At 65.8% G+C, this 16,652-nt stretch carries 19 protein-coding genes and 1 tRNA gene; 9 read left to right on the plus strand and 11 right to left on the minus strand.

Features of this window, described 5'->3' with window-relative positions:
• The first annotated feature begins 58 nt into the window (after nucleotides 1-58).
• Together AB4Z48_RS03200 and AB4Z48_RS03205 are read left to right on the plus strand one after the other, a co-directional pair.
• On the plus strand, nucleotides 59-472 hold the full coding sequence (locus AB4Z48_RS03200; protein ID WP_441612416.1) for a hypothetical protein: 414 nt from the start codon (nucleotides 59-61) through the stop codon (nucleotides 470-472).
• A gap of 215 nt (nucleotides 473-687) precedes the next feature.
• Nucleotides 688-2,166 carry a diguanylate cyclase domain-containing protein gene (locus AB4Z48_RS03205; protein WP_441612417.1) on the plus strand — a complete coding sequence of 493 codons (1,479 nt, stop codon included), beginning with the start codon at nucleotides 688-690 and terminating at the stop codon, nucleotides 2,164-2,166.
• 127 nt (nucleotides 2,167-2,293) lie between these two features.
• Here AB4Z48_RS03205 and lpxO read toward each other — a convergent pair whose 3' ends face one another.
• Together lpxO and AB4Z48_RS03215 are read right to left on the minus strand one after the other, a co-directional pair.
• Entirely contained in the window at nucleotides 2,294-3,196 is a 903-nt protein-coding gene (gene lpxO / locus AB4Z48_RS03210) for a lipid A hydroxylase LpxO (RefSeq protein ID WP_441612418.1), read from the minus strand.
• 160 nt (nucleotides 3,197-3,356) lie between these two features.
• Nucleotides 3,357-3,668 carry a hypothetical protein gene (locus tag AB4Z48_RS03215; RefSeq protein ID WP_441612419.1) on the minus strand — a complete coding sequence of 104 codons (312 nt, stop codon included), beginning with the start codon at nucleotides 3,666-3,668 and terminating at the stop codon, nucleotides 3,357-3,359.
• Nucleotides 3,669-3,870: 202 nt separating this feature from the next.
• Between AB4Z48_RS03215 and AB4Z48_RS03220 the strand changes: the two genes are divergently transcribed.
• The gene (locus tag AB4Z48_RS03220) at nucleotides 3,871-4,170 is read left to right on the plus strand and encodes a hypothetical protein (RefSeq protein ID WP_441612420.1); all 300 of its coding nucleotides are present in this window, start codon (nucleotides 3,871-3,873) and stop codon (nucleotides 4,168-4,170) included.
• Nucleotides 4,171-4,325: 155 nt separating this feature from the next.
• On the opposite strand, the gene AB4Z48_RS03225 is transcribed toward AB4Z48_RS03220, so the two are convergent.
• Nucleotides 4,326-5,009 carry a Fe2+-dependent dioxygenase gene (locus AB4Z48_RS03225; protein WP_441612421.1) on the minus strand — a complete coding sequence of 228 codons (684 nt, stop codon included), beginning with the start codon at nucleotides 5,007-5,009 and terminating at the stop codon, nucleotides 4,326-4,328.
• Nucleotides 5,010-5,269: 260 nt separating this feature from the next.
• Between AB4Z48_RS03225 and AB4Z48_RS03230 the strand changes: the two genes are divergently transcribed.
• Together AB4Z48_RS03230 and AB4Z48_RS03235 are read left to right on the plus strand one after the other, a co-directional pair.
• Complete coding sequence (locus AB4Z48_RS03230; RefSeq protein ID WP_441612422.1) at nucleotides 5,270-5,557, plus strand: hypothetical protein; 288 nt, start codon at nucleotides 5,270-5,272, stop codon at nucleotides 5,555-5,557.
• 114 nt (nucleotides 5,558-5,671) lie between these two features.
• Complete coding sequence (locus tag AB4Z48_RS03235) at nucleotides 5,672-6,079, plus strand: hypothetical protein (protein WP_441612424.1); 408 nt, start codon at nucleotides 5,672-5,674, stop codon at nucleotides 6,077-6,079.
• 57 nt (nucleotides 6,080-6,136) lie between these two features.
• On the opposite strand, the gene AB4Z48_RS03240 is transcribed toward AB4Z48_RS03235, so the two are convergent.
• The 4 genes from AB4Z48_RS03240 to AB4Z48_RS03255 all read right to left on the minus strand — a co-directional run bounded on the left by AB4Z48_RS03240 (nucleotide 6,137) and on the right by AB4Z48_RS03255 (nucleotide 8,250).
• Nucleotides 6,137-6,379, minus strand: a complete 243-nt coding sequence (locus tag AB4Z48_RS03240; RefSeq protein ID WP_441612425.1) for a hypothetical protein — start codon at nucleotides 6,377-6,379, stop codon at nucleotides 6,137-6,139.
• A 234-nt stretch (nucleotides 6,380-6,613) separates the two neighbouring features.
• Nucleotides 6,614-6,895, minus strand: a complete 282-nt coding sequence (locus AB4Z48_RS03245) for a hypothetical protein (protein WP_441612426.1) — start codon at nucleotides 6,893-6,895, stop codon at nucleotides 6,614-6,616.
• Between the two features lie 100 nt (nucleotides 6,896-6,995).
• Entirely contained in the window at nucleotides 6,996-7,745 is a 750-nt protein-coding gene (locus AB4Z48_RS03250; RefSeq protein WP_441612427.1) for a DUF1266 domain-containing protein, read from the minus strand.
• A 428-nt stretch (nucleotides 7,746-8,173) separates the two neighbouring features.
• A tRNA-Arg gene (locus tag AB4Z48_RS03255) sits at nucleotides 8,174-8,250 on the minus strand.
• Between the two features lie 123 nt (nucleotides 8,251-8,373).
• Here AB4Z48_RS03255 and greB point away from each other — a divergent pair.
• A complete protein-coding gene (gene greB, locus AB4Z48_RS03260) occupies nucleotides 8,374-8,955 on the plus strand; it encodes a transcription elongation factor GreB (RefSeq protein ID WP_441612428.1) in 582 nt (193 codons plus the stop codon).
• Between the two features lie 18 nt (nucleotides 8,956-8,973).
• On the opposite strand, the gene AB4Z48_RS03265 is transcribed toward greB, so the two are convergent.
• The 4 genes from AB4Z48_RS03265 to AB4Z48_RS03280 all read right to left on the minus strand — a co-directional run bounded on the left by AB4Z48_RS03265 (nucleotide 8,974) and on the right by AB4Z48_RS03280 (nucleotide 13,544).
• Nucleotides 8,974-11,391, minus strand: a complete 2,418-nt coding sequence (locus AB4Z48_RS03265) for a RelA/SpoT family protein (RefSeq protein WP_441612429.1) — start codon at nucleotides 11,389-11,391, stop codon at nucleotides 8,974-8,976.
• A 266-nt stretch (nucleotides 11,392-11,657) separates the two neighbouring features.
• Complete coding sequence (gene rpoZ / locus AB4Z48_RS03270) at nucleotides 11,658-11,861, minus strand: DNA-directed RNA polymerase subunit omega (protein ID WP_006578656.1); 204 nt, start codon at nucleotides 11,859-11,861, stop codon at nucleotides 11,658-11,660.
• A gap of 82 nt (nucleotides 11,862-11,943) precedes the next feature.
• A complete protein-coding gene (gene gmk / locus AB4Z48_RS03275) occupies nucleotides 11,944-12,597 on the minus strand; it encodes a guanylate kinase (protein ID WP_441612430.1) in 654 nt (217 codons plus the stop codon).
• A gap of 5 nt (nucleotides 12,598-12,602) precedes the next feature.
• The gene (locus AB4Z48_RS03280; protein ID WP_441612431.1) at nucleotides 12,603-13,544 is read right to left on the minus strand and encodes a YicC/YloC family endoribonuclease; all 942 of its coding nucleotides are present in this window, start codon (nucleotides 13,542-13,544) and stop codon (nucleotides 12,603-12,605) included.
• 178 nt (nucleotides 13,545-13,722) lie between these two features.
• On the opposite strand from AB4Z48_RS03280, the gene AB4Z48_RS03285 reads away from it, so the two are divergent.
• The 3 genes from AB4Z48_RS03285 (at nucleotide 13,723) to rph (ending at nucleotide 16,631) form a co-directional block, all read left to right on the plus strand.
• Entirely contained in the window at nucleotides 13,723-14,778 is a 1,056-nt protein-coding gene (locus tag AB4Z48_RS03285) for a serine/threonine protein kinase (protein ID WP_441612432.1), read from the plus strand.
• Nucleotides 14,779-14,832: 54 nt separating this feature from the next.
• Nucleotides 14,833-15,747 (plus strand): PP2C family protein-serine/threonine phosphatase, encoded by a 915-nt coding sequence (locus tag AB4Z48_RS03290; protein WP_441612433.1) that lies wholly within the window; start codon nucleotides 14,833-14,835, stop codon nucleotides 15,745-15,747.
• A 164-nt stretch (nucleotides 15,748-15,911) separates the two neighbouring features.
• Entirely contained in the window at nucleotides 15,912-16,631 is a 720-nt protein-coding gene (gene rph / locus AB4Z48_RS03295; RefSeq protein WP_441612435.1) for a ribonuclease PH, read from the plus strand.
• The last annotated feature ends 21 nt before the right edge of the window (nucleotides 16,632-16,652 follow it).

The following is a 16,652-nucleotide window of genomic DNA, read 5'->3' on the forward strand; positions in this document are numbered from 1 at the left end:
GCAGCCGGCAAACTGGCGAGCCTTGCCGAAGGTGGCAAGACGCCTACCAGGAGAAAAGATGGCACTCCCTTCCCTCCCCCACGCTGCAGACTCGATCGGCTCGGCCCTGCGCCTGTGCACCGCGCGCCGTGCCGACCAGGCACACCGCAAGGCGCGCGCCGAAGCGAGGCCGGCCAGGCCCGGCCCGGACACCGGCGACGATGGCGCCGCGCGCACGGAACATGACCATGCGCAAAGCAAGGCGTTCGCGGTCGCCGCTAACATGGCCGCTGTTCCCGAGCAGACCATGCGCGACATGACTTCCATCCAAGCCCCGGCCCGCGGCAAGCTCGACGAGCTGCGCCAGCTGGCTTCGCACCTGACTGCCGGCTCGCTGCTGCAGGCAGCCACGCTGCAACTGATCGCCGAACAGGAAAACGCGCCGCAGCGCTTTGCGCCGGCCCGCATTGCCGAACTCTCGCGCCAGGCCTGAGTCGCCGCGAGGCGGCGTTGAAGTGGCCGCGAAGTGGCCGCGAACGCGACACGGAAGGCCCCCGGCTGCGCGTAGGCTTTTACGCCACACACCTCCCCATTTTTCTCCCCGCTGCCCTATGCTATCGGCGGTGCGCGCATGGCAGCGGTCCGGCAAAGGCCCGGACGACCGGGTCAGCCGGCCCGGCGCGCCAACGGGAAAGGGAGAAAAACACATTGACGGCCACCAGCGACGCGTCGCGCATCGACGACGAATACAAGACCCTGTTCCGGCTCGCGCCGGTTTCGCTGTGGCTCGAAGACTTCAGCGCGGTGCGCGAGTACTTCCAGGTCCTGCGGGCACGGGGCATCACTGACTTGCGCAGCTACCTGCGCCAGCATCCGCGGGAGGTCGCGCGGTGCTCGGCGCTGATCCGCGTCTTGGACGTCAACAAGCGCACGCTGGACCTGTTCCGCGCCTCCGACCTGGCCGACCTGGTCAGCAATCTCGACACCGTCTTCCGCGACGACATGTTCGACCAGCATGTCGAGGAGCTTGGCCAGCTATGGGACGGCGGGCTGCATTTTTCCAGCCAGACCGTCAACTACACGCTCGAAGGCAAGCGGCTGGACATCCGCCTTGAGGCGACCGTCATGCCCGGCCACGAAGACACCTGGGCGCGCGTACTGCTGTCCATCGAGGACATCACGGTGCGTGTGTCCACCGAGCGCGAACTGCGCCGCAGCGAGCAGTACGCGCTTGGCTTGTTCGAACATTCGCCGGTCTCGCTGTGGGTGGAGGACTTCAGCGCCGTCAAGCTGCTGCTGGACGAAGTGCGCGGCGCGGGCATCACGGATTTCCGCACATTCCTCAACGTGCATCCCGATTTCATCTCGCGCTGCATGCAGGAAATCCGCGTGCTCGACGTCAACCAGCAGACGCTCCTGATGTTCAGCGCCTCGTCCAAGGCAGAGCTGCTGTCGCGCCTGGGCGATGTGTTCCGCGACAATATGCGCATCCAGTTCGCCGAGCAGCTGATCGACCTGTGGAACGAAAGGCTGTGGCAGCAGCGCGAGGTCGTCAACTACGCGCTGGATGGCCGGCCGGTCGACGTGTTCATGCAGTGGTCGGTCTTTCCGGGCCACGAGGCGGACTGGGACCAGGTGCTGGTCTCCCTGACCGACATCACCGCGCGCAAGAAGGCCGAGGCCTACGTGGAATTCCTCGGCAAGCACGATGTGCTCACCAAGCTCTACAACCGCGCCTACTACGAGGATGAGCTGGCGCGCCTGGGCCGCAAGGGGCCGTGGCCGGTCAGCGTGATCGCGCTGGACCTGAACGGGCTCAAGCAGGTCAACGACCAGCTTGGCCATGGCGACGGCGACGCGCTGCTGCGCCGTACCGGCGAGGCGCTGAAGAAGGCCGTGGGCGACCAGGTCTGCGTGGCGCGCGTCGGCGGCGACGAATTCATGGTGCTGCTGCCGGGACGCGACGAGCGCGGCGTGGCCACCGTGATGGAACAGATCCACCAGGTGGTGGAGCTCAACAACCAGTTCTATCCCGGCACCGCGCTGAGCCTGTCGATCGGCACCGCCACCTGCCATATCGGCGAGCGGCTGAGCGACGCGATCAAGCTTGCCGACGCGCGCATGTACCAGGCCAAGCGCGCCTACTACGAGGCGCTGGACGACGAGCGCGAGCGCCGGCGCCGCTGAGACAGCGAGGGCGCGGCGCAGGCGCGCGGACGACAGGAGACAGAAGGCAGAAGGGCCGGCGAATGCCGGCCCTTCTGCCTGGGAGACGAGGCGCGGCGCTCGCCGCGCCGGCCTCGCCGATGCTTCCTCAGAGATACACGATCAGCGCCACGCCGGCGGCAATCAGGCCGAACTTGACCACGTAGTACGCCTGGCGGTTCCAGGCCTTGAAGCGGCGGCGATACTGCCCGCCCACCCAGACGATGCGGAACAGCCGGTTGATCATGCCGGTCTGGTCGCTTTCTTCGTTGGGCGAGCTCGCGGCGGTCATGACCTTGCGACCCATCCAGCGATTGACCTTGCCGGCCCAGCCGAAACGCATCGGGCGCTCGATGTCGCAGAACAGGATCAGCCGGTTGCTGTCGCTCTTGTTCTCCGCCCAGTGCAGGTAGGTCTCGTCGAACACCACGCCCTGGCCGTCGCGCCAGCTATGGCGCTCGCCGTCGACCTCGATGAAGCAGCGGTCGTCGTTGGGCGTGGCCAGGCCGAGGTGATAGCGCAGCGAACCGGCGAACGGATCGCGGTGCGGGTTGAGCTTGCCGCCGGGCGGCAGCTCGGCGAACATCGCCGCCTTCACGCTGGGCAGGCCGCGCAGGAGTTCCACCGTCCGCGGGCACAAGACCTCGGCGGACGGGTGGCGCGCCTCATACCATTTCAGGTAGAAACGCTTCCAGCCGTATTTGAAGAACGAGTTGAAGCCCGCGTCGTCGTTCTTCTCGGCAGCCTTGATCTTGCGCATCGCGGCCAGCGCCAGCCCTTCGTCGCGGATCTGCGGCCAGGCGGCGCGGATCTTCTCGAGCTCGGGGAACCGGTCGACGGGAATATACGGCGTGCGCGGCACGCCGGAGAAGATGTACATGAAGCAGTTGACCGGCGCCACCAGCGCCGAATGATCCAGCAGCTGGCGCCAGATGCGCAACCTCACCTTGCCGCGGAAATGCACGTAAAGGACCGCGCCCAGATACGCCGCGACGATTATCCACTTGATCACCCGAAAATCCTCCAAATCAGCAACACTAAGCGCCGTTGCCCGGGACGGGGAACGGCGCAGCGGCGGGGGCGAAAACCCGTAGTGTAGCGAAACGGCAGTCGCCCTGCCGAATGAGATTTAAAAGGCACGCCTGGCCGGCACGGAGCCAGCGTGGCCGCGCTCAGGAATTGCCGCGCGATTGGCGGGCGATGCGTTCGATCAGTGCGCTGGCATCGTCGGGCAGGCCCTGCAGCGTCAGCAGCCGCGCATTGAGCACCATGTTCTCCAGCACCAGCTTGGCGGTGGACGCCCACATGGTGGCGAGGAGGTCGTCCGCACGCATGCCCGCGGACTCCATCGCGCTCGAGCGCTGCGCCACCAGGCGGCACACCAGGCCGCGCAGCGTGGCATCGTCGAAGGGCAGGTCGGCGTAATCGATCGGGTCCTCTTTCTCGACTTCGACCATCAGTTGCATCAGCATCTCTTCGGTCATCGGCAAGCTCCTGGAAACGGCCGGCGGACATGACAGTCCTGATGACGACGCTAATCCGCGCGCATCGGCTTGTCAATGCGGCGCACGACCGGCACGTAGTCCGATGACTCAGGGAAAGCGATAGACAAGTCCCATCGCCTGGCGCTGAACAAAGCGGGTAAGCTCCTGTCTCACTAATTCCACTAACCAAACACTAGCGTCCATGACCAAGCGTTTGTTGTCAGCCATGCGCCAGTATGCGTGGTTCGGCGGTGTCAAACACCACGTAGTCCAAGGCGTCGAAGCACTGGCCACCTTGCTCAAGTCTCCCGCAGTCGCGGCCCGCGCAGTGGCCGCAATCGTTGCCGAAACCGAACAGGGCGTGCAGGTGTGGGTGTCCTACTTCGGCAAGCCGATGGATCCGCATACCACCTACGTCTTCTGGCCCACCCGCGCCCTCAAACCCGCGCGACGGCGTGTTGCCATGGTGCCGTTGCCCCCGCAGCGGCGCGATCGAGAATAGCCGCTCACCATCACCGCTTTCCATCACTGCAGCGCCCTGGCCGGCAACCGGCCCGAAGCGTAGCGGCGGGCGCCGGCCTCGAAAGATCCGGTACCCGCCCCGCATCTCCCTCCCCGCTGCCATCCCTCCCGCTGCCCCATTTTCCGCCTCCCGGCTCAGGCATCGGCCCAGCGGCGCAGCAGGTTGTGATAGACCCCGGTCAGTCCCACCACGGCGGGTTCCCTATGGCTCAGCGCCCGCGCCACGCGCTGGATCTGCGTGTCCAACTCGAACAGCACCGAGCGCTGGCCATCGTCGCGCACCATGCTCTGGATCCAGAAGAATGAGGACACGCGCGCTCCGCGCGTGACCGGACTCACGTGGTGCAGGCTGGTGGCGGGATACAGCACCATATGGCCGGCCGGCAGCTTCACGCGCTGCTGGCCGTAGGTATCCTCCACCACCAGCTCGCCGCCGTCGTAGTCCTCGGGTGCCGTCAGGAACAGCGTCGCGGAGAGGTCGCTGCGAATGCGGAAACTGGTGCCGCGCAGATGGCGGATGGCATTGTCGACATGGTTGTCGAACCCATGCCCGCCCTCGTAGCGATTGAACAGCGGCGGATAGACCTTGAGCGGCAGGGCGGCGGAGAAAAACAGCGCATTGGCGCCCAGCGCGTCCTGGATCAGGTCGCCGACCTGGCGCGCCACCGGCGAGCCCTCGGGCAATTGCAGATTGCGCTTGGCCAGCGCCGACTGGTGCCCGGAGGTGGCGTTGCCGTCGGTCCACTGCGCAGCGTCCATCAGTTCGCGGCATTGGGCCACCTGGGCCGGCGTCAGCACATCGGGGATCTGCAGCATCATGATTTCGGGTACCTCGGCAAGACAGTGGGCAAGGTTGGGGATTGGCCGTGACGGGCGAGCGCCGATTGTATGAGAAAGCACCCCGCCACTCAAATAGGAATCATTTCCATTTAATGCATACTTGATCTGGAGCAAGATGGGCCACGCAAGCAGGCCACGGTGATGGATGCGGCTCTTCCTGTAGGCCTCGCTCCGACAGCCGGGTCTCCGCCCGGCCACTACAATGAAGCTCACCCGGCCATCATGTGAAGGAGACGGAAATGCCCGAACCGGTACACGACGAAGCGTTGGTCAACCTCTACCTCGAGCAGATTTCCGCCCTGTCGATCAGCGCCTTCGACGGCGCCGACATCGCCAAGGAACTCGGACAACTCGTGCAGGAAGCCGCCCGCCAGTGCGCGGCGAGCAAGACGGCACCCGCTGGCAACAACCTGAGTGTGCTGGTCGAGCGCCTCGATGCGCGCGCCGAGGCCGCGCAGCGCGAGGACCAGCCGCAGGTGCGCGATACGTTCGCGCGTGCCGCCGAACTCGCCAGGATGCCAGCCTGAAGCCGGCACAGCGTCCTTGCCCGGCGCCGCGGCGCTGAACCTCCCGGGCCATGGCGGCCTCTAATCGCTATCGCCCGGTGTCCGCCGGGCAGCCAATGCTGAAGTGAACGCACCATGCGCCGCGCCCTGCTCCGCCTGCTACTGGCTTTCCCGCTGTTATCGCTGGGCGCCTGCGCAACCTACGACAACGGCTACGGCTATTCCCCATACAGCCCCTACGACCCCTACGGCTTCTACCAGCCCGGCGTCGCGTATCCGCCGGTCGGCTATGGGTATGGGTATGGCTACGACTATGACTATCCGCTGCCGTTCTACGGCGGTTTCTACGGCGGTGCCGTCGTCTACAGCTACCACTCTCATGGCTACCGCGGACCCGGCCACGGCTGGTATCACTATCGTGGTGGCTACCCCTATCACGGCATGGGACATGGCTACTATCACGGCGGCGGTAGCTGGAGCGGAGGCTCGGGACGCGTTGGCGGCCCTGGCGGGCGCAGCGGAGGCGGACGGGGGCGGCGCTGAGATTGCCGGTCTGGAGCCTGCGCGCAAGGCCGCGCGCAGGAGATCGACGCAATTCGGCTAGGCCTTGCCGCGCGGCGTGCGTGCGCTGGCGGCCAGACCTCCCAGCAATTCCTGGAGATAGCGATTGACCTGGTCCAGCGCTTCGAGCTTGGCACCGAAGGTCTGGAGCGGGAACGGATTATGGCGCTTCGCCACCACCGCGCCGTCCAGCGTGCGGATGACCTCGACCAGGATTGCCCATTTCGCCTTGGGCAGCGACTGGACTTCGTAGATGATCTTGTAGCCGTTGAACTCCGGCATGATGGCACCTCCGTGCTGCTGCACGCGGAACAGGCCACGTGCTTCAGCTTCAGAGTAGGGCGCCCCACAATGCGCCATCATGATCGCGATCAAACGCAGAAGAAGAATGCATATCACGACGTGATATGCGATGTTGTGCAATTTGCAATAACACTGGGAAGTGTGCCCCGAGGCACGCCAAGCCGCCTGGAGAGGCTCCGCGCGACCTCGGCCAGGCTTGAAGCAATGCGTGCGCTACCCCTCCGCGCGCCCCACGAGCTTGTCGACTATCTGGTAGCCCGCGGCAAAAGCGGCCTCCTCGGCCGCGCGCCGGCTTGCGAAGGGCACGCCGTCGCCCGACGAACGCTCGGTGTCGCCCGCATCGGACGGATCCGCACCCTCCTGGGCCACCCTCACCTCGTAGCGCCATTCGCCCAGACCGCCGACGGAGGCGACGCCGTCGGTCCGTTGCTGGGACACCAGGACATAGACATCCATGCCGCGATAGGCTTCGACGCGCCAGTCCGAATTGCTCATGAAATCCTCCCCGGTTGCCTGTCGTCGGGCACCGCGCACAAGCGCCGCGCCTCCGCTCCAGCCTAGCCCGCGCGTCGCGGGCAAGCAAGGCGGCGTAGGCCTACATCGCGATACGGCCGGGGTAAGGCGTGGCGCGCCAGGGGCTGGCGGGATCGTCGATGCAGGCTCTCGCAAACGACATATGGTGCGTGAGCCCGCCATCGGGGCCGCCCCACATCGCACGCCCGAGCAGATAGCTATGCATGACATGCTCCCACGACGCGAACTGYGCGAACACTTGTGCCGCCGCGCGCTCGATCACAGCCCAGGCCTGCACTTCGCTCTGCATCCCGCAGTCATAGGCCATGCGCGCGACATGGACGGCGCGGCTCATGTCCCATGCCAGCACGCCGCGAGCGAGGTCCTCACCCGAGGCGACGAAGCCATCCGCGCGCAGCCCCGGCAGCGCTCGCTCCAGATTGTCGATGCACCGCGCCAGGCGCACGGGATCGAAGAACTGGTCAAGCAGCACGATCTCCCGCTCGCGCGCCGCGCGCGGCGCGGTGAACAGGATCCGGCAAACCTGTGGATACAACGCGCGATGCCCCTCCTCCAGCAACCAGGCCAGCGTGCCCCGCGCTTCGCCGGGCGTATGGATATGCCAGCCATCGGCAAGCGCATGGGCCTGCGCGCGCGGCTCGGCACCTGTGCCGAGCCCGCGCACGTCGCCATCGAAGCGTCCGTCGTGGAGCAGGCCAAGCAGCAAGCCGCACGCACGCTCGCCGTGAGCCTGCATCGGGCCGCCCCCGGCAATGCCGCCGCGCGGCTTGCCCCTGCCAGCCGGGCGGCAAGCCGGCGCAGGCAGTGGCACACACGAAATGCGGCTACGTGGCGGGCGCCGGGCGGCGCCCGCCAGCATGGCAAACAGCAAGGCAAGAACGAACCAGGGCAAAGGTCGCATCGAGGAAGCTCCCAAGGGATGCGTTCGGAGAATGCGATCGCCCTGCACGAACTGCCGGAAGCAAGGCTGCGCGGAAGCGATCGAGAGACAAGCGCGCATCGGTTGCGCGCCGGATCAGAGATTAGCGATCCGCAATCCCCCTCGCGATGCGAAGACTCTGAATCGCTTGCGCGAGCGCGCGCATTGCCGGAAGCGAGGCCGACGTAGAATGGGCGGAACCGGGGAGGGGATCGGGGAGTTCGGGCGGGACAAGCAGATCCGGAAACGGAGCCCGGAAATGCAGAAAATGGAGCCAGAAATGAAAAAGGGCTTCCATTTCTGGAAGCCCTTTTAATAGGTGGTGCGGCTGGCAGGATTCGAACCCACGACCCCTTGGTTCGTAGCCAAGTACTCTATCCAACTGAGCTACAGCCGCACTCGAGAAGGAAATTATATCGTACTTTCAGAGTTTGTGAACCCCCTTTGTGCTTTTTTTCGCTTTTTCTGACAGCGCACCCGGACTTTCTATAATGAGAGCCCTCTCGAAGTGATTCACACCATGAACAAGGCATTTGTCAAAGAGTCGTCCGACGACGAGGACGACGACCTCCCCGAAGGCGCAACCCCGCTGCCGCCGGGCAGCAAGAACTACATCTCGGCGCAAGGCTACCAGCGCCTGCGCGACGAGCTGATGCACCTGATCGATGCGGCACGCCCCGAGGTGGTCCAGATCGTGTCGTGGGCGGCGTCCAACGGCGACCGCTCGGAGAATGGCGACTACCACTACGGGAAGAAGCGCCTGCGCGAGATCGATCGCCGCATCCGCTTCCTGACCCGGCGCCTGGACAAGGCCGAGGTGGTGGACGCCTCCCTGCAGGGCGACAACGACCAGATCTTCTTCGGCGCCACGGTGACCTACGCCAACCAGGCGGGCGAGGAAACCACCATCACCATCGTCGGCATGGACGAGGTGGACCTCGACAGCAACCACGTGAGCTGGATCTCCCCGATCGCGCGCGCGCTGATCAAGGCGCGCGAGGGCGACACCGTCCCCTTGCGCACGCCCGGCGGAGTCGAGCAGATCGATATCCTGGAAGTCCGCTACCCGGCGCGGGCCGCTGCGCAACCGGACAAGGCGTGAACCCCGGCCGCAGGCACGTCAGCTGTCGTTGCGGTCGCGGAAGATGCGGATCACGTCGGGATTGCGCCTGAGCGCCCGCATGACGTTCGCGAGGTGCAGGCGATTCTGCACCTGGATGATGAACTGCATATAGGTGGCTTCCTGGTGGCCGCCCTCCTGCTGCTCCATCGCGACGTGCGCCACGTTGGCGTCGGCCGAGGTCAGGTCCGCCGCCACGCGGGCGACGATGCCCTTGACGTTGCGCACCATCACCTTGATCGAGACATCGAAGGCACGCGTGGTCTTGCGCGCCCACATCACGTCGATCCAGTGCTCGGGATCCTTGCTGTGCAGGCGCTTGGCCACCTTGCAGTCCTGCACGTGGATCTGCAGGCCTTCACCCTTGCCCAGGTAGCCGACGATGGAGTCGCCGGGAATCGGGCGGCAGCATGCCGAGAAGATCATCGACATGCCTTCGTCGCCGGTGATCGGCACCGCCGGCGCTTCGTCGCCGGCGAAGGTCTGCACCGCGGCGAGCAAGGCGCTGTCGACATCGCCGGACAGTTCCTGCAACAGGATTTCCATGCGCTTGGCCACCACGGCGGGCACGCGCCGCCCCAGCGCCAGGTCGGCGAAGATGTCCTCGCGGTGCTTGTTGCCGGTCCATTGCACCATGCGGTCCCATACCGATTGCGGTAGCGCCTTCAGTTCGATGCCGAGCTGGCGCGCGGACTGCTCCAGCAGGCGCTCGCCGAGCTGGATGGCTTCGTCGAGCCGCGTGGTCTTGAGATAGTGGCGGATTGCCGCGCGCGCCTTGCCGGTGCGCACGAACGCCAGCCACGCCGGGTTGGGCTTGGAGTACGGCGCCGTCACCACCTCGACGATGTCGCCGCTCTTGAGCTCGGTGCGCAGCGGCAGCAGCTCGTTGTTGATCTTGACCGCGACGCACTGGTTGCCCAGGTCGCTGTGCACGGCATAGGCGAAATCAAGCGCGGTGGCGCCGCGCGGCAGCGCGCGGATATGCCCCTTGGGCGTGAACACGTAGACCGCGTCGGGGAACAGATCGATCTTGACGTGCTCGAGGAATTCCTGCGAATCCCCGGTCTGGCTCTGGATATCGAGCAGCGACTGCAGCCACTGGTGGGCCTGCTGCTGGATGTCGTTGGCCTGGTCGGCCTGGTGCTTGTACATCCAGTGCGCGGCCACGCCGGCTTCCGCGATCTGGTGCATGTCGCGCGTGCGGATCTGGAACTCCACCGGCGTGCCGAACGGACCCACCAGCGTGGTGTGCAGCGACTGGTAGCCGTTGATCTTGGGGATGGCGATATAGTCCTTGAACTTGCCCGGCATGGGCTTGTACAAGCCATGCAGCGCGCCCATCGCCATATAGCAATGCATCTGCGTTTCCACCACCACGCGGAAACCATAGACATCCAGCACCTGCGAAAACGACAACTGCTTGTCGTGCATCTTGCGGTAGATGCTGTACAGGGTCTTTTCGCGCCCGGACAGTTCGGCCACGATGCCCGCGTCGCCCAGCGCTTTCTGCGCCGTCTCCAGGATGCGCCTGACCACCTCGCGCCGGTTGCCGCGCGCGGCCTTGACCGCTTTTTCGAGCGTGGCGTAGCGGAACGGCGAGCCGACCTTGAAGGACAGTTCCTGCAGTTCGCGGTAGGTGGTGTTGAGACCGAGCCGGTGCGCGATCGGCGCGTAGATCTCCATGGTCTCGAGCGCGATCCGGCGCCGCTTTTCGGGCGGCACGAAATCGAGCGTGCGCATATTGTGGGTGCGGTCGGCCAGCTTGACCAGGATCACCCGCACGTCGCGCGCCATGGCCAGCAGCATCTTGCGGAAGCTTTCCGCCTGCGCCTGCTCGCGGCTCTGGAATTCGAGCTTGTCCAGCTTGGTCAGGCCATCGACCAGTTCCGACACCTTCGGGCCGAATTTCTCGGCCAGCTCGCTCTTCGTGATGCCCTGGTCTTCCATCACGTCGTGCAACAGCGCCGCCATGATGGACTGGACATCGAGCTTCCAGTCCGCGCACAGCTCGGCCACCGCCACCGGATGCGTGATGTAGGGCTCGCCGCTCTGCCGGTATTGCCCCAGGTGGGCCTCGTCGGAGAACTGGAAGGCCTCGCGCACGATGGCCTGGTCGACCGGCTTGAGGTAGGCGAGCTTTTCCATCAGCCGGGTGATCGAGATCACCTGCTGGCGCGGCGGCACCGCGGGCTGCGAGGTAGGACCGAAGAAGTGGCGGTAGGACTGCGCCAGCACTGCGTCGATGAACAACGCGTCGCCCGACGCGGCTGCGACAGGCGCCTCGTTCAGCTCGCCTTCGGCCGCGGCGTGCGCGGCCCTGCCCTTGCCCGAGCCCATTGCGGGCGCGACACCACGCTCGCCAACGACATTGTCGCCGAGCGGATCAGGAAGATTGGGAGCGCCTGTGCGTGCGGTCACGTTCGGCTGACCGCTCCCGGCACGCTTGCGCGGAACGGGCGGCATTGCGTCGCCGCCCGCATCACCAGGCCCTTCTCCGTGCGAGCGCGCCGGCGCGGCCGTGGGGCTCGCCGTTGCGGCAGGAGGAGAAGGCTGGGATGAAGACATAAGGGCGGCCTCTGAAATCTGGCTGTGCAATCGTGTTCGCGGACAGGTACGTTAGCAGATGCAGCAAGTGCTGAATGCAAAGGTACGCATTGCGAAGACTGGCCACGGCCGCCCGAAGATCAGGTAGGTACCTTCTTGAGCATCTCGATGCCGACCTGGCCCGAGGCGATCTCGCGCAGCGCCACCACGGTGGGCTTGTCCTTGGCCTCGACCTTGGGTGTGTGACCCTGCACCAGCTGACGGGCCCGGTAGGTCGCCGCGAGCGCGAGCTCGAAACGGTTCGGGATGTGTTTCAGACAATCTTCGACGGTAATACGCGCCATATCAAATCCACCTTGGGACAAAACCTATGCGATGCCGGCTATTTTACAGCACGCGGCAAAAAACGTTCCCGCGCGCTCCGGCTCAATGAATTCCGAGCTCGATGAACAGCTCGGTGTGGCGTGCCTTCTGCGATGAAAACCGCAGACGGGTTGCACGGATCACGCAGCGCAGCTGCTCCAGTGCCTGCTCGAAAACCTCGTTGATGATGACGTAGTCCGACTCGGAGGCGTGCGCCATCTCGCTGCCCGCGGCAAGCAGCCGCCGCACGATCACCTTGGGCTCGTCCTGGCCGCGCTTGTTCAGGCGCTCCTCGAGCGCTGACAGCGACGGCGGCAGGATGAAGATCTCCATGGCGTTGGAGAAGCGCTGGTGCACCTGCTGCGCGCCCTGCCAGTCGATTTCCAGCAGCACGTCGTTGCCCTGGGCCATCTGCTGCTCGATCCAGACGCGCGAGGTGGCGTAGTAGTTGCCATGCACCTCGGCCCACTCGAGGAACTCCCCGCGGTCACGCGCCGCGCGGAAGGCATCCACCGTGGTGAAGTGATATTCGCGGCCATCCTGCTCGCCGGGACGCGGCGCGCGGGTGGTGTGGGAAATCGACAGGCGGATGGCCGAATCCTGCGCCAGCAGCGCGTTGACCAGCGTGGACTTGCCTGCGCCGGAAGGTGCCACCACCATGAACAGGTTGCCGGGATAGGCGGTATCGATGGCGACGTGGGGCATGGTTTCACTCATGATGGTTATTCGAGGTTCTGAATCTGTTCGCGCATCTGCTCGATCAGCAGCTTGAGCTCCATGGAGGCATCGGCCAGTTCCTTGGCGGCGGCCTTGGAACCCAGCGTGTTGGCCTCGCGGTTGAGCTCCTGCATCATGAAATCGAGCCGCTTGCCGACCTGGCCGCCCTTCTTGAGGATATGGCGGGTTTCGTTCAGGTGGGCCTGCAGGCGCGAGAGCTCCTCGGCGATGTCGATGCGGATGCCGTAGACCGTGGCTTCCTGGCGGATGCGCTCGCCGATCTCGTCGCGGCTCATCGAGGTCATGCCGTTCGGCGCGACCAGGTTGAACGCTTCCTGCAGACGCTCCGTCAGCTTCTCCTGGTGTTGCGCGATCAGTTGCGGAATAGCGGGCGTGAGCCGCTCGACGATGGCGAGCATGGTGTCGATGCGTTCTTCCAGCGTGGCCTTGAGCGCGTCGCCCTCGCGCCGGCGCGCTTCCAGCAACTGGGCCAGCGCGTCCCTGGCGGCCCCGGTCACGGCTTCGCGCAGCGCATCCTGCGACAGCTCGGGCTCGACCAGGACGCCAGGCCAGCGCAGGATCTCGCCCATGCGCAGCGTGCCGGCCTGGGTGAAGGTGGCCGCCACCGTCGCCTCCATTGCACGGATCTGCGTCAGCAGCGCGTCGTTGAGCGCCAGCGTGGCGCCGCCCGTTCCGGCCTCGGCACGCTGCAGGTTGATACGGCACTCCAGCTTGCCGCGCGACAGCTTGCCCATGAGCATTTCGCGCAGGGCCGGCTCGAAGGCGCGGCATTCTTCGGGGGCCCGGAAGAACAGGTCGAGGAATCGCGAGTTGACAGTACGGAATTCGACCGAAACGGAAGCCGTCCTGCCGGTCGGCGCGCCGTGCGCGTCGGTCAGCGGCGCCTGGCGCGTCGCCAGGCCGTAGCCTGTCATGCTGTGGATCATTGAATAGTCTCGCGAAATGGCCGGCTGGCCGCATGGGTTCTGGCGGCACGGGGAGCCTGCTGCCCCGCTCTTGCGCCGTTCGAACGCCGGAAAGAGGGCCAAAAATGGCCGCAATTGTGTTCTTTACAAGTCATCGATTAGTCAGGACAATCCGGAGGCAATCAAGGTCCCGAATCCTATGACAGAGTCCAAGGGCGCAATACCTCCGAAGAGCGCACCGCTGCCCATTGGCACGCTGCTGTCCAACTATCGTATTGTAAAGAAGTTGGCCAGCGGGGGGTTCAGTTTCGTGTACCTCGCCACTGACGAGACCGGCTCGCCCGTCGCCATCAAGGAGTACCTGCCGTCGTCGCTGGCGCGCCGCAAGCCTGGCGAGCTGATCCCGGTGGTACCGGAAGAAAGCGCCGCGTCGTTCCGGCTCGGGCTCAAGTATTTCTTCGAGGAAGGCCGCTCGCTGGCGCGCATCTCGCACCCCAGCGTCGTGCGCGTGGTGAACTTCTTCCGCGAGAATTCCACCGTCTACATGGTGATGAATTACGAGCTGGGCAAGACGCTGCAGGAACACATCCTGCATGCGCGCCAGCAAGGCCGGGCCAAGGTCCTGCGCGAGCATTTCATCCGCAAGGTCTTCCACGCGCTGATGAGCGGCCTGCGCGAGGTCCATATCCACAAGCTGCTGCACCTCGACATCAAGCCCGGCAATATCTATCTGCGCGAGGACGAATCACCGATCCTGCTGGATTTCGGCGCCGCGCGGCAGATCCTGACCATGGAGGCGGCGCGCTTCCAGCCCATGTACACGCCCGGCTTCGCCGCGCCCGAACTCTACGGCAAGCACAGCGATCTTGGCCCCTGGACCGACATCTACAGCCTCGGCGCCACGCTTTACGCCTGCATGGCCGGCATGCCGCCGCAGGAGGCGAACCAGCGCGAGAAGGATGACCGCATGGCCGAATCGCTCACGCGCCTGCGCACCAGCTACACCGACGGCCTGGTCGACCTGGTCGAATGGTGCCTGCGGCTGACCCCGTCCGAGCGGCCGCAGAGCGTGTTCCGGCTGCAGAAGGAATTGCGCGAGCAGACCAACGCGCTGGGCGAGCAGGCCGCCGCCAGCGCGCCAGCCCCCACCACGGCCGAACGCCCCATCGCCAGCCGCTTCCTGACGCTGCTGCGCAAGCGCGACGAACCTGCCGCCGGCGTCCCCGCCGGAGAAATCGGCGCAGGCGGCGAATAAATCACAACCAGGGCGCCCAGTGCCGCCCTCGAGAAACCGACCCCAACAGCCAACATGCGATTCTCCGTCTACCAGGAAAGCAGAAAAGGCGGCCGCCGCATCAACCAGGACCGCATGGGGTATTGCTTCACGCGCGATGCCCTGCTGATGGTGCTGGCCGACGGCCTCGGCGGCCATGCGCTCGGCGAGGTCGCCGCGCAGCAGGCACTGCAGACCCTGGCCCGCCAGTTCCAGGCGCAGGCCCGGCCGTCGATCCGCAACCCTGCCGATTTCCTGCAGGACACCATCATGCTGGCCCACCGGGAAATCCATCGCTATGCGGAGGCCAACGGCCTGGCCGACGTGCCGCGCACGACGGTAGTCTGCTGCCTGGTGCAGAACGGCCAGATCCATTGGGCGCACGCCGGCGACTCCCGGCTGTACCTGGTGCGCAAGGGCAGCCTGCTGACCCGCACGCGTGACCACTCCAAGATCGAGAACCTGCTGCAGCAGGAGCGCGTCTTGCCGATGCAGGTGGCCAACCACCCCGAACGCAACAAGCTCTACAACTGCCTGGGCTCCCCCAACCTGCCGCTGATCGACATCGGCGGACCGCTGCGCCTGGAGCCCGGCGATGTCGCCCTGCTGTGCTCGGACGGCCTGTGGGGCAGCATCGAAGAGCAATTGCTGGTCGACAAGGTGACCCACCTGTCGGTGGTGCACGCCATCCCCGACCTGATCGAGCAGGCCCTGGAGAATGCCGGCGAAGGCGCGGACAACACCACCGCCATCGCCATGATGTGGGAACTGGACGCGCATCTCTCCAACGAAGAGGCGGTAGCGACCGAAACCCTGCCGCTCAACACCTTCACCACCTCCATCCTCGAGAACAACGGCGGCGACACCGACCTGCTGTCGGAGGAGGAAATCGAGCGCTCCATCGCCGAGATCCGCGCCGCGATCGACAAGACCACCAACTTCATGCGCTGAGCGGGGCCGGGCAATCCGGCCAGGGGGTACCGCATAAGCCACTCTTCGCGCAAAAAGCCGGGAATGGCGCGCCATCCGCGCGCCATGCAGACGCCGAACGGGCGCGCGCGGCCTGGCGGCGGTAAAATCCCGCTCCTGGACTGTCTCCCGAGAAAAAATCCCCCATGCGACCAAGTGGACGCGCTGCCGATGCGCTGCGCCCTATCACCCTGACCCGTCACTACACCCGCCACGCCGAAGGTGCCGTCCTGAGTGCGTTTGGCGACACCAAGGTCTTGTGCACGGCCAGTGTGCTGAGCAAGGTGCCCCCGCACAAGAAAGGCAGCGGCGAAGGCTGGGTCACCGCCGAGTACGGCATGCTGCCGCGCGCCACCCATACCCGCTCGGACCGTGAGGCCGCGCGCGGCAAGCAGACCGGCCGCACGCAGGAAATCCAGCGCCTGATCGGCCGTGCCATGCGCTCGGTGTTCGATCTCGCCGCGCTGGGCGAATACACCATCCACCTCGATTGCGACGTCCTGCAGGCCGATGGCGGCACGCGCACGGCGGCCATCACCGGCGCCTTCGTGGCCGCGCACGATGCCGTCTCCGCGATGCTGCGCGACGGCCTGATCAAGACCAGCCCGATCCGCGACTTCGTCGCGGCCGTGTCGGTCGGCATGGTGGACGGCGTGGCCGTCCTCGACCTCGACTACGCCGAGGACAGCGGCTGCGACACCGACATGAACGTCGTGATGACCGGCAGCGGCGGCTTCGTCGAAGTGCAGGGCACCGCCGAGGGCGCGCCGTTCAGCCGCGCCGATCTCGACGCCATGACCCGCCTGGCCGAGCAGGGCATCGCCGACCTGGTGACGCACCAGCGCCGCGCGCTGGGCCTGGCCTGATGGCTGGATCCCATACGGTGA

The organism is Cupriavidus sp. 2TAF22, assembly GCF_052115045.1.
In the GTDB taxonomy this organism is placed as follows: domain Bacteria; phylum Pseudomonadota; class Gammaproteobacteria; order Burkholderiales; family Burkholderiaceae; genus Cupriavidus.

Bases quoted from the DNA above. Each gene is read 5' to 3' on its own strand.
- AB4Z48_RS03200 (WP_441612416.1), top strand. From the start codon at position 59: ATGGCACTCCCTTCCCTCCCCCACGCTGCAGACTCGATCGGCTCGGCC.
- AB4Z48_RS03215 (WP_441612419.1), bottom strand. From the start codon at position 3,668: ATGACCGAAGAGATGCTGATGCAACTGATGGTCGAAGTCGAGAAAGAG.
- AB4Z48_RS03220 (WP_441612420.1), top strand. From the start codon at position 3,871: ATGACCAAGCGTTTGTTGTCAGCCATGCGCCAGTATGCGTGGTTCGGC.
- AB4Z48_RS03225 (WP_441612421.1), bottom strand. From the start codon at position 5,009: ATGATGCTGCAGATCCCCGATGTGCTGACGCCGGCCCAGGTGGCCCAA.
- AB4Z48_RS03230 (WP_441612422.1), top strand. From the start codon at position 5,270: ATGCCCGAACCGGTACACGACGAAGCGTTGGTCAACCTCTACCTCGAG.
- AB4Z48_RS03235 (WP_441612424.1), top strand. From the start codon at position 5,672: ATGCGCCGCGCCCTGCTCCGCCTGCTACTGGCTTTCCCGCTGTTATCG.
- AB4Z48_RS03240 (WP_441612425.1), bottom strand. From the start codon at position 6,379: ATGCCGGAGTTCAACGGCTACAAGATCATCTACGAAGTCCAGTCGCTG.
- AB4Z48_RS03245 (WP_441612426.1), bottom strand. From the start codon at position 6,895: ATGAGCAATTCGGACTGGCGCGTCGAAGCCTATCGCGGCATGGATGTC.
- greB (WP_441612428.1), top strand. From the start codon at position 8,374: ATGAACAAGGCATTTGTCAAAGAGTCGTCCGACGACGAGGACGACGAC.
- rpoZ (WP_006578656.1), bottom strand. From the start codon at position 11,861: ATGGCGCGTATTACCGTCGAAGATTGTCTGAAACACATCCCGAACCGT.
- gmk (WP_441612430.1), bottom strand. From the start codon at position 12,597: ATGAGTGAAACCATGCCCCACGTCGCCATCGATACCGCCTATCCCGGC.
- AB4Z48_RS03280 (WP_441612431.1), bottom strand. From the start codon at position 13,544: ATGATCCACAGCATGACAGGCTACGGCCTGGCGACGCGCCAGGCGCCG.
- AB4Z48_RS03285 (WP_441612432.1), top strand. From the start codon at position 13,723: ATGACAGAGTCCAAGGGCGCAATACCTCCGAAGAGCGCACCGCTGCCC.
- AB4Z48_RS03290 (WP_441612433.1), top strand. From the start codon at position 14,833: ATGCGATTCTCCGTCTACCAGGAAAGCAGAAAAGGCGGCCGCCGCATC.
- rph (WP_441612435.1), top strand. From the start codon at position 15,912: ATGCGACCAAGTGGACGCGCTGCCGATGCGCTGCGCCCTATCACCCTG.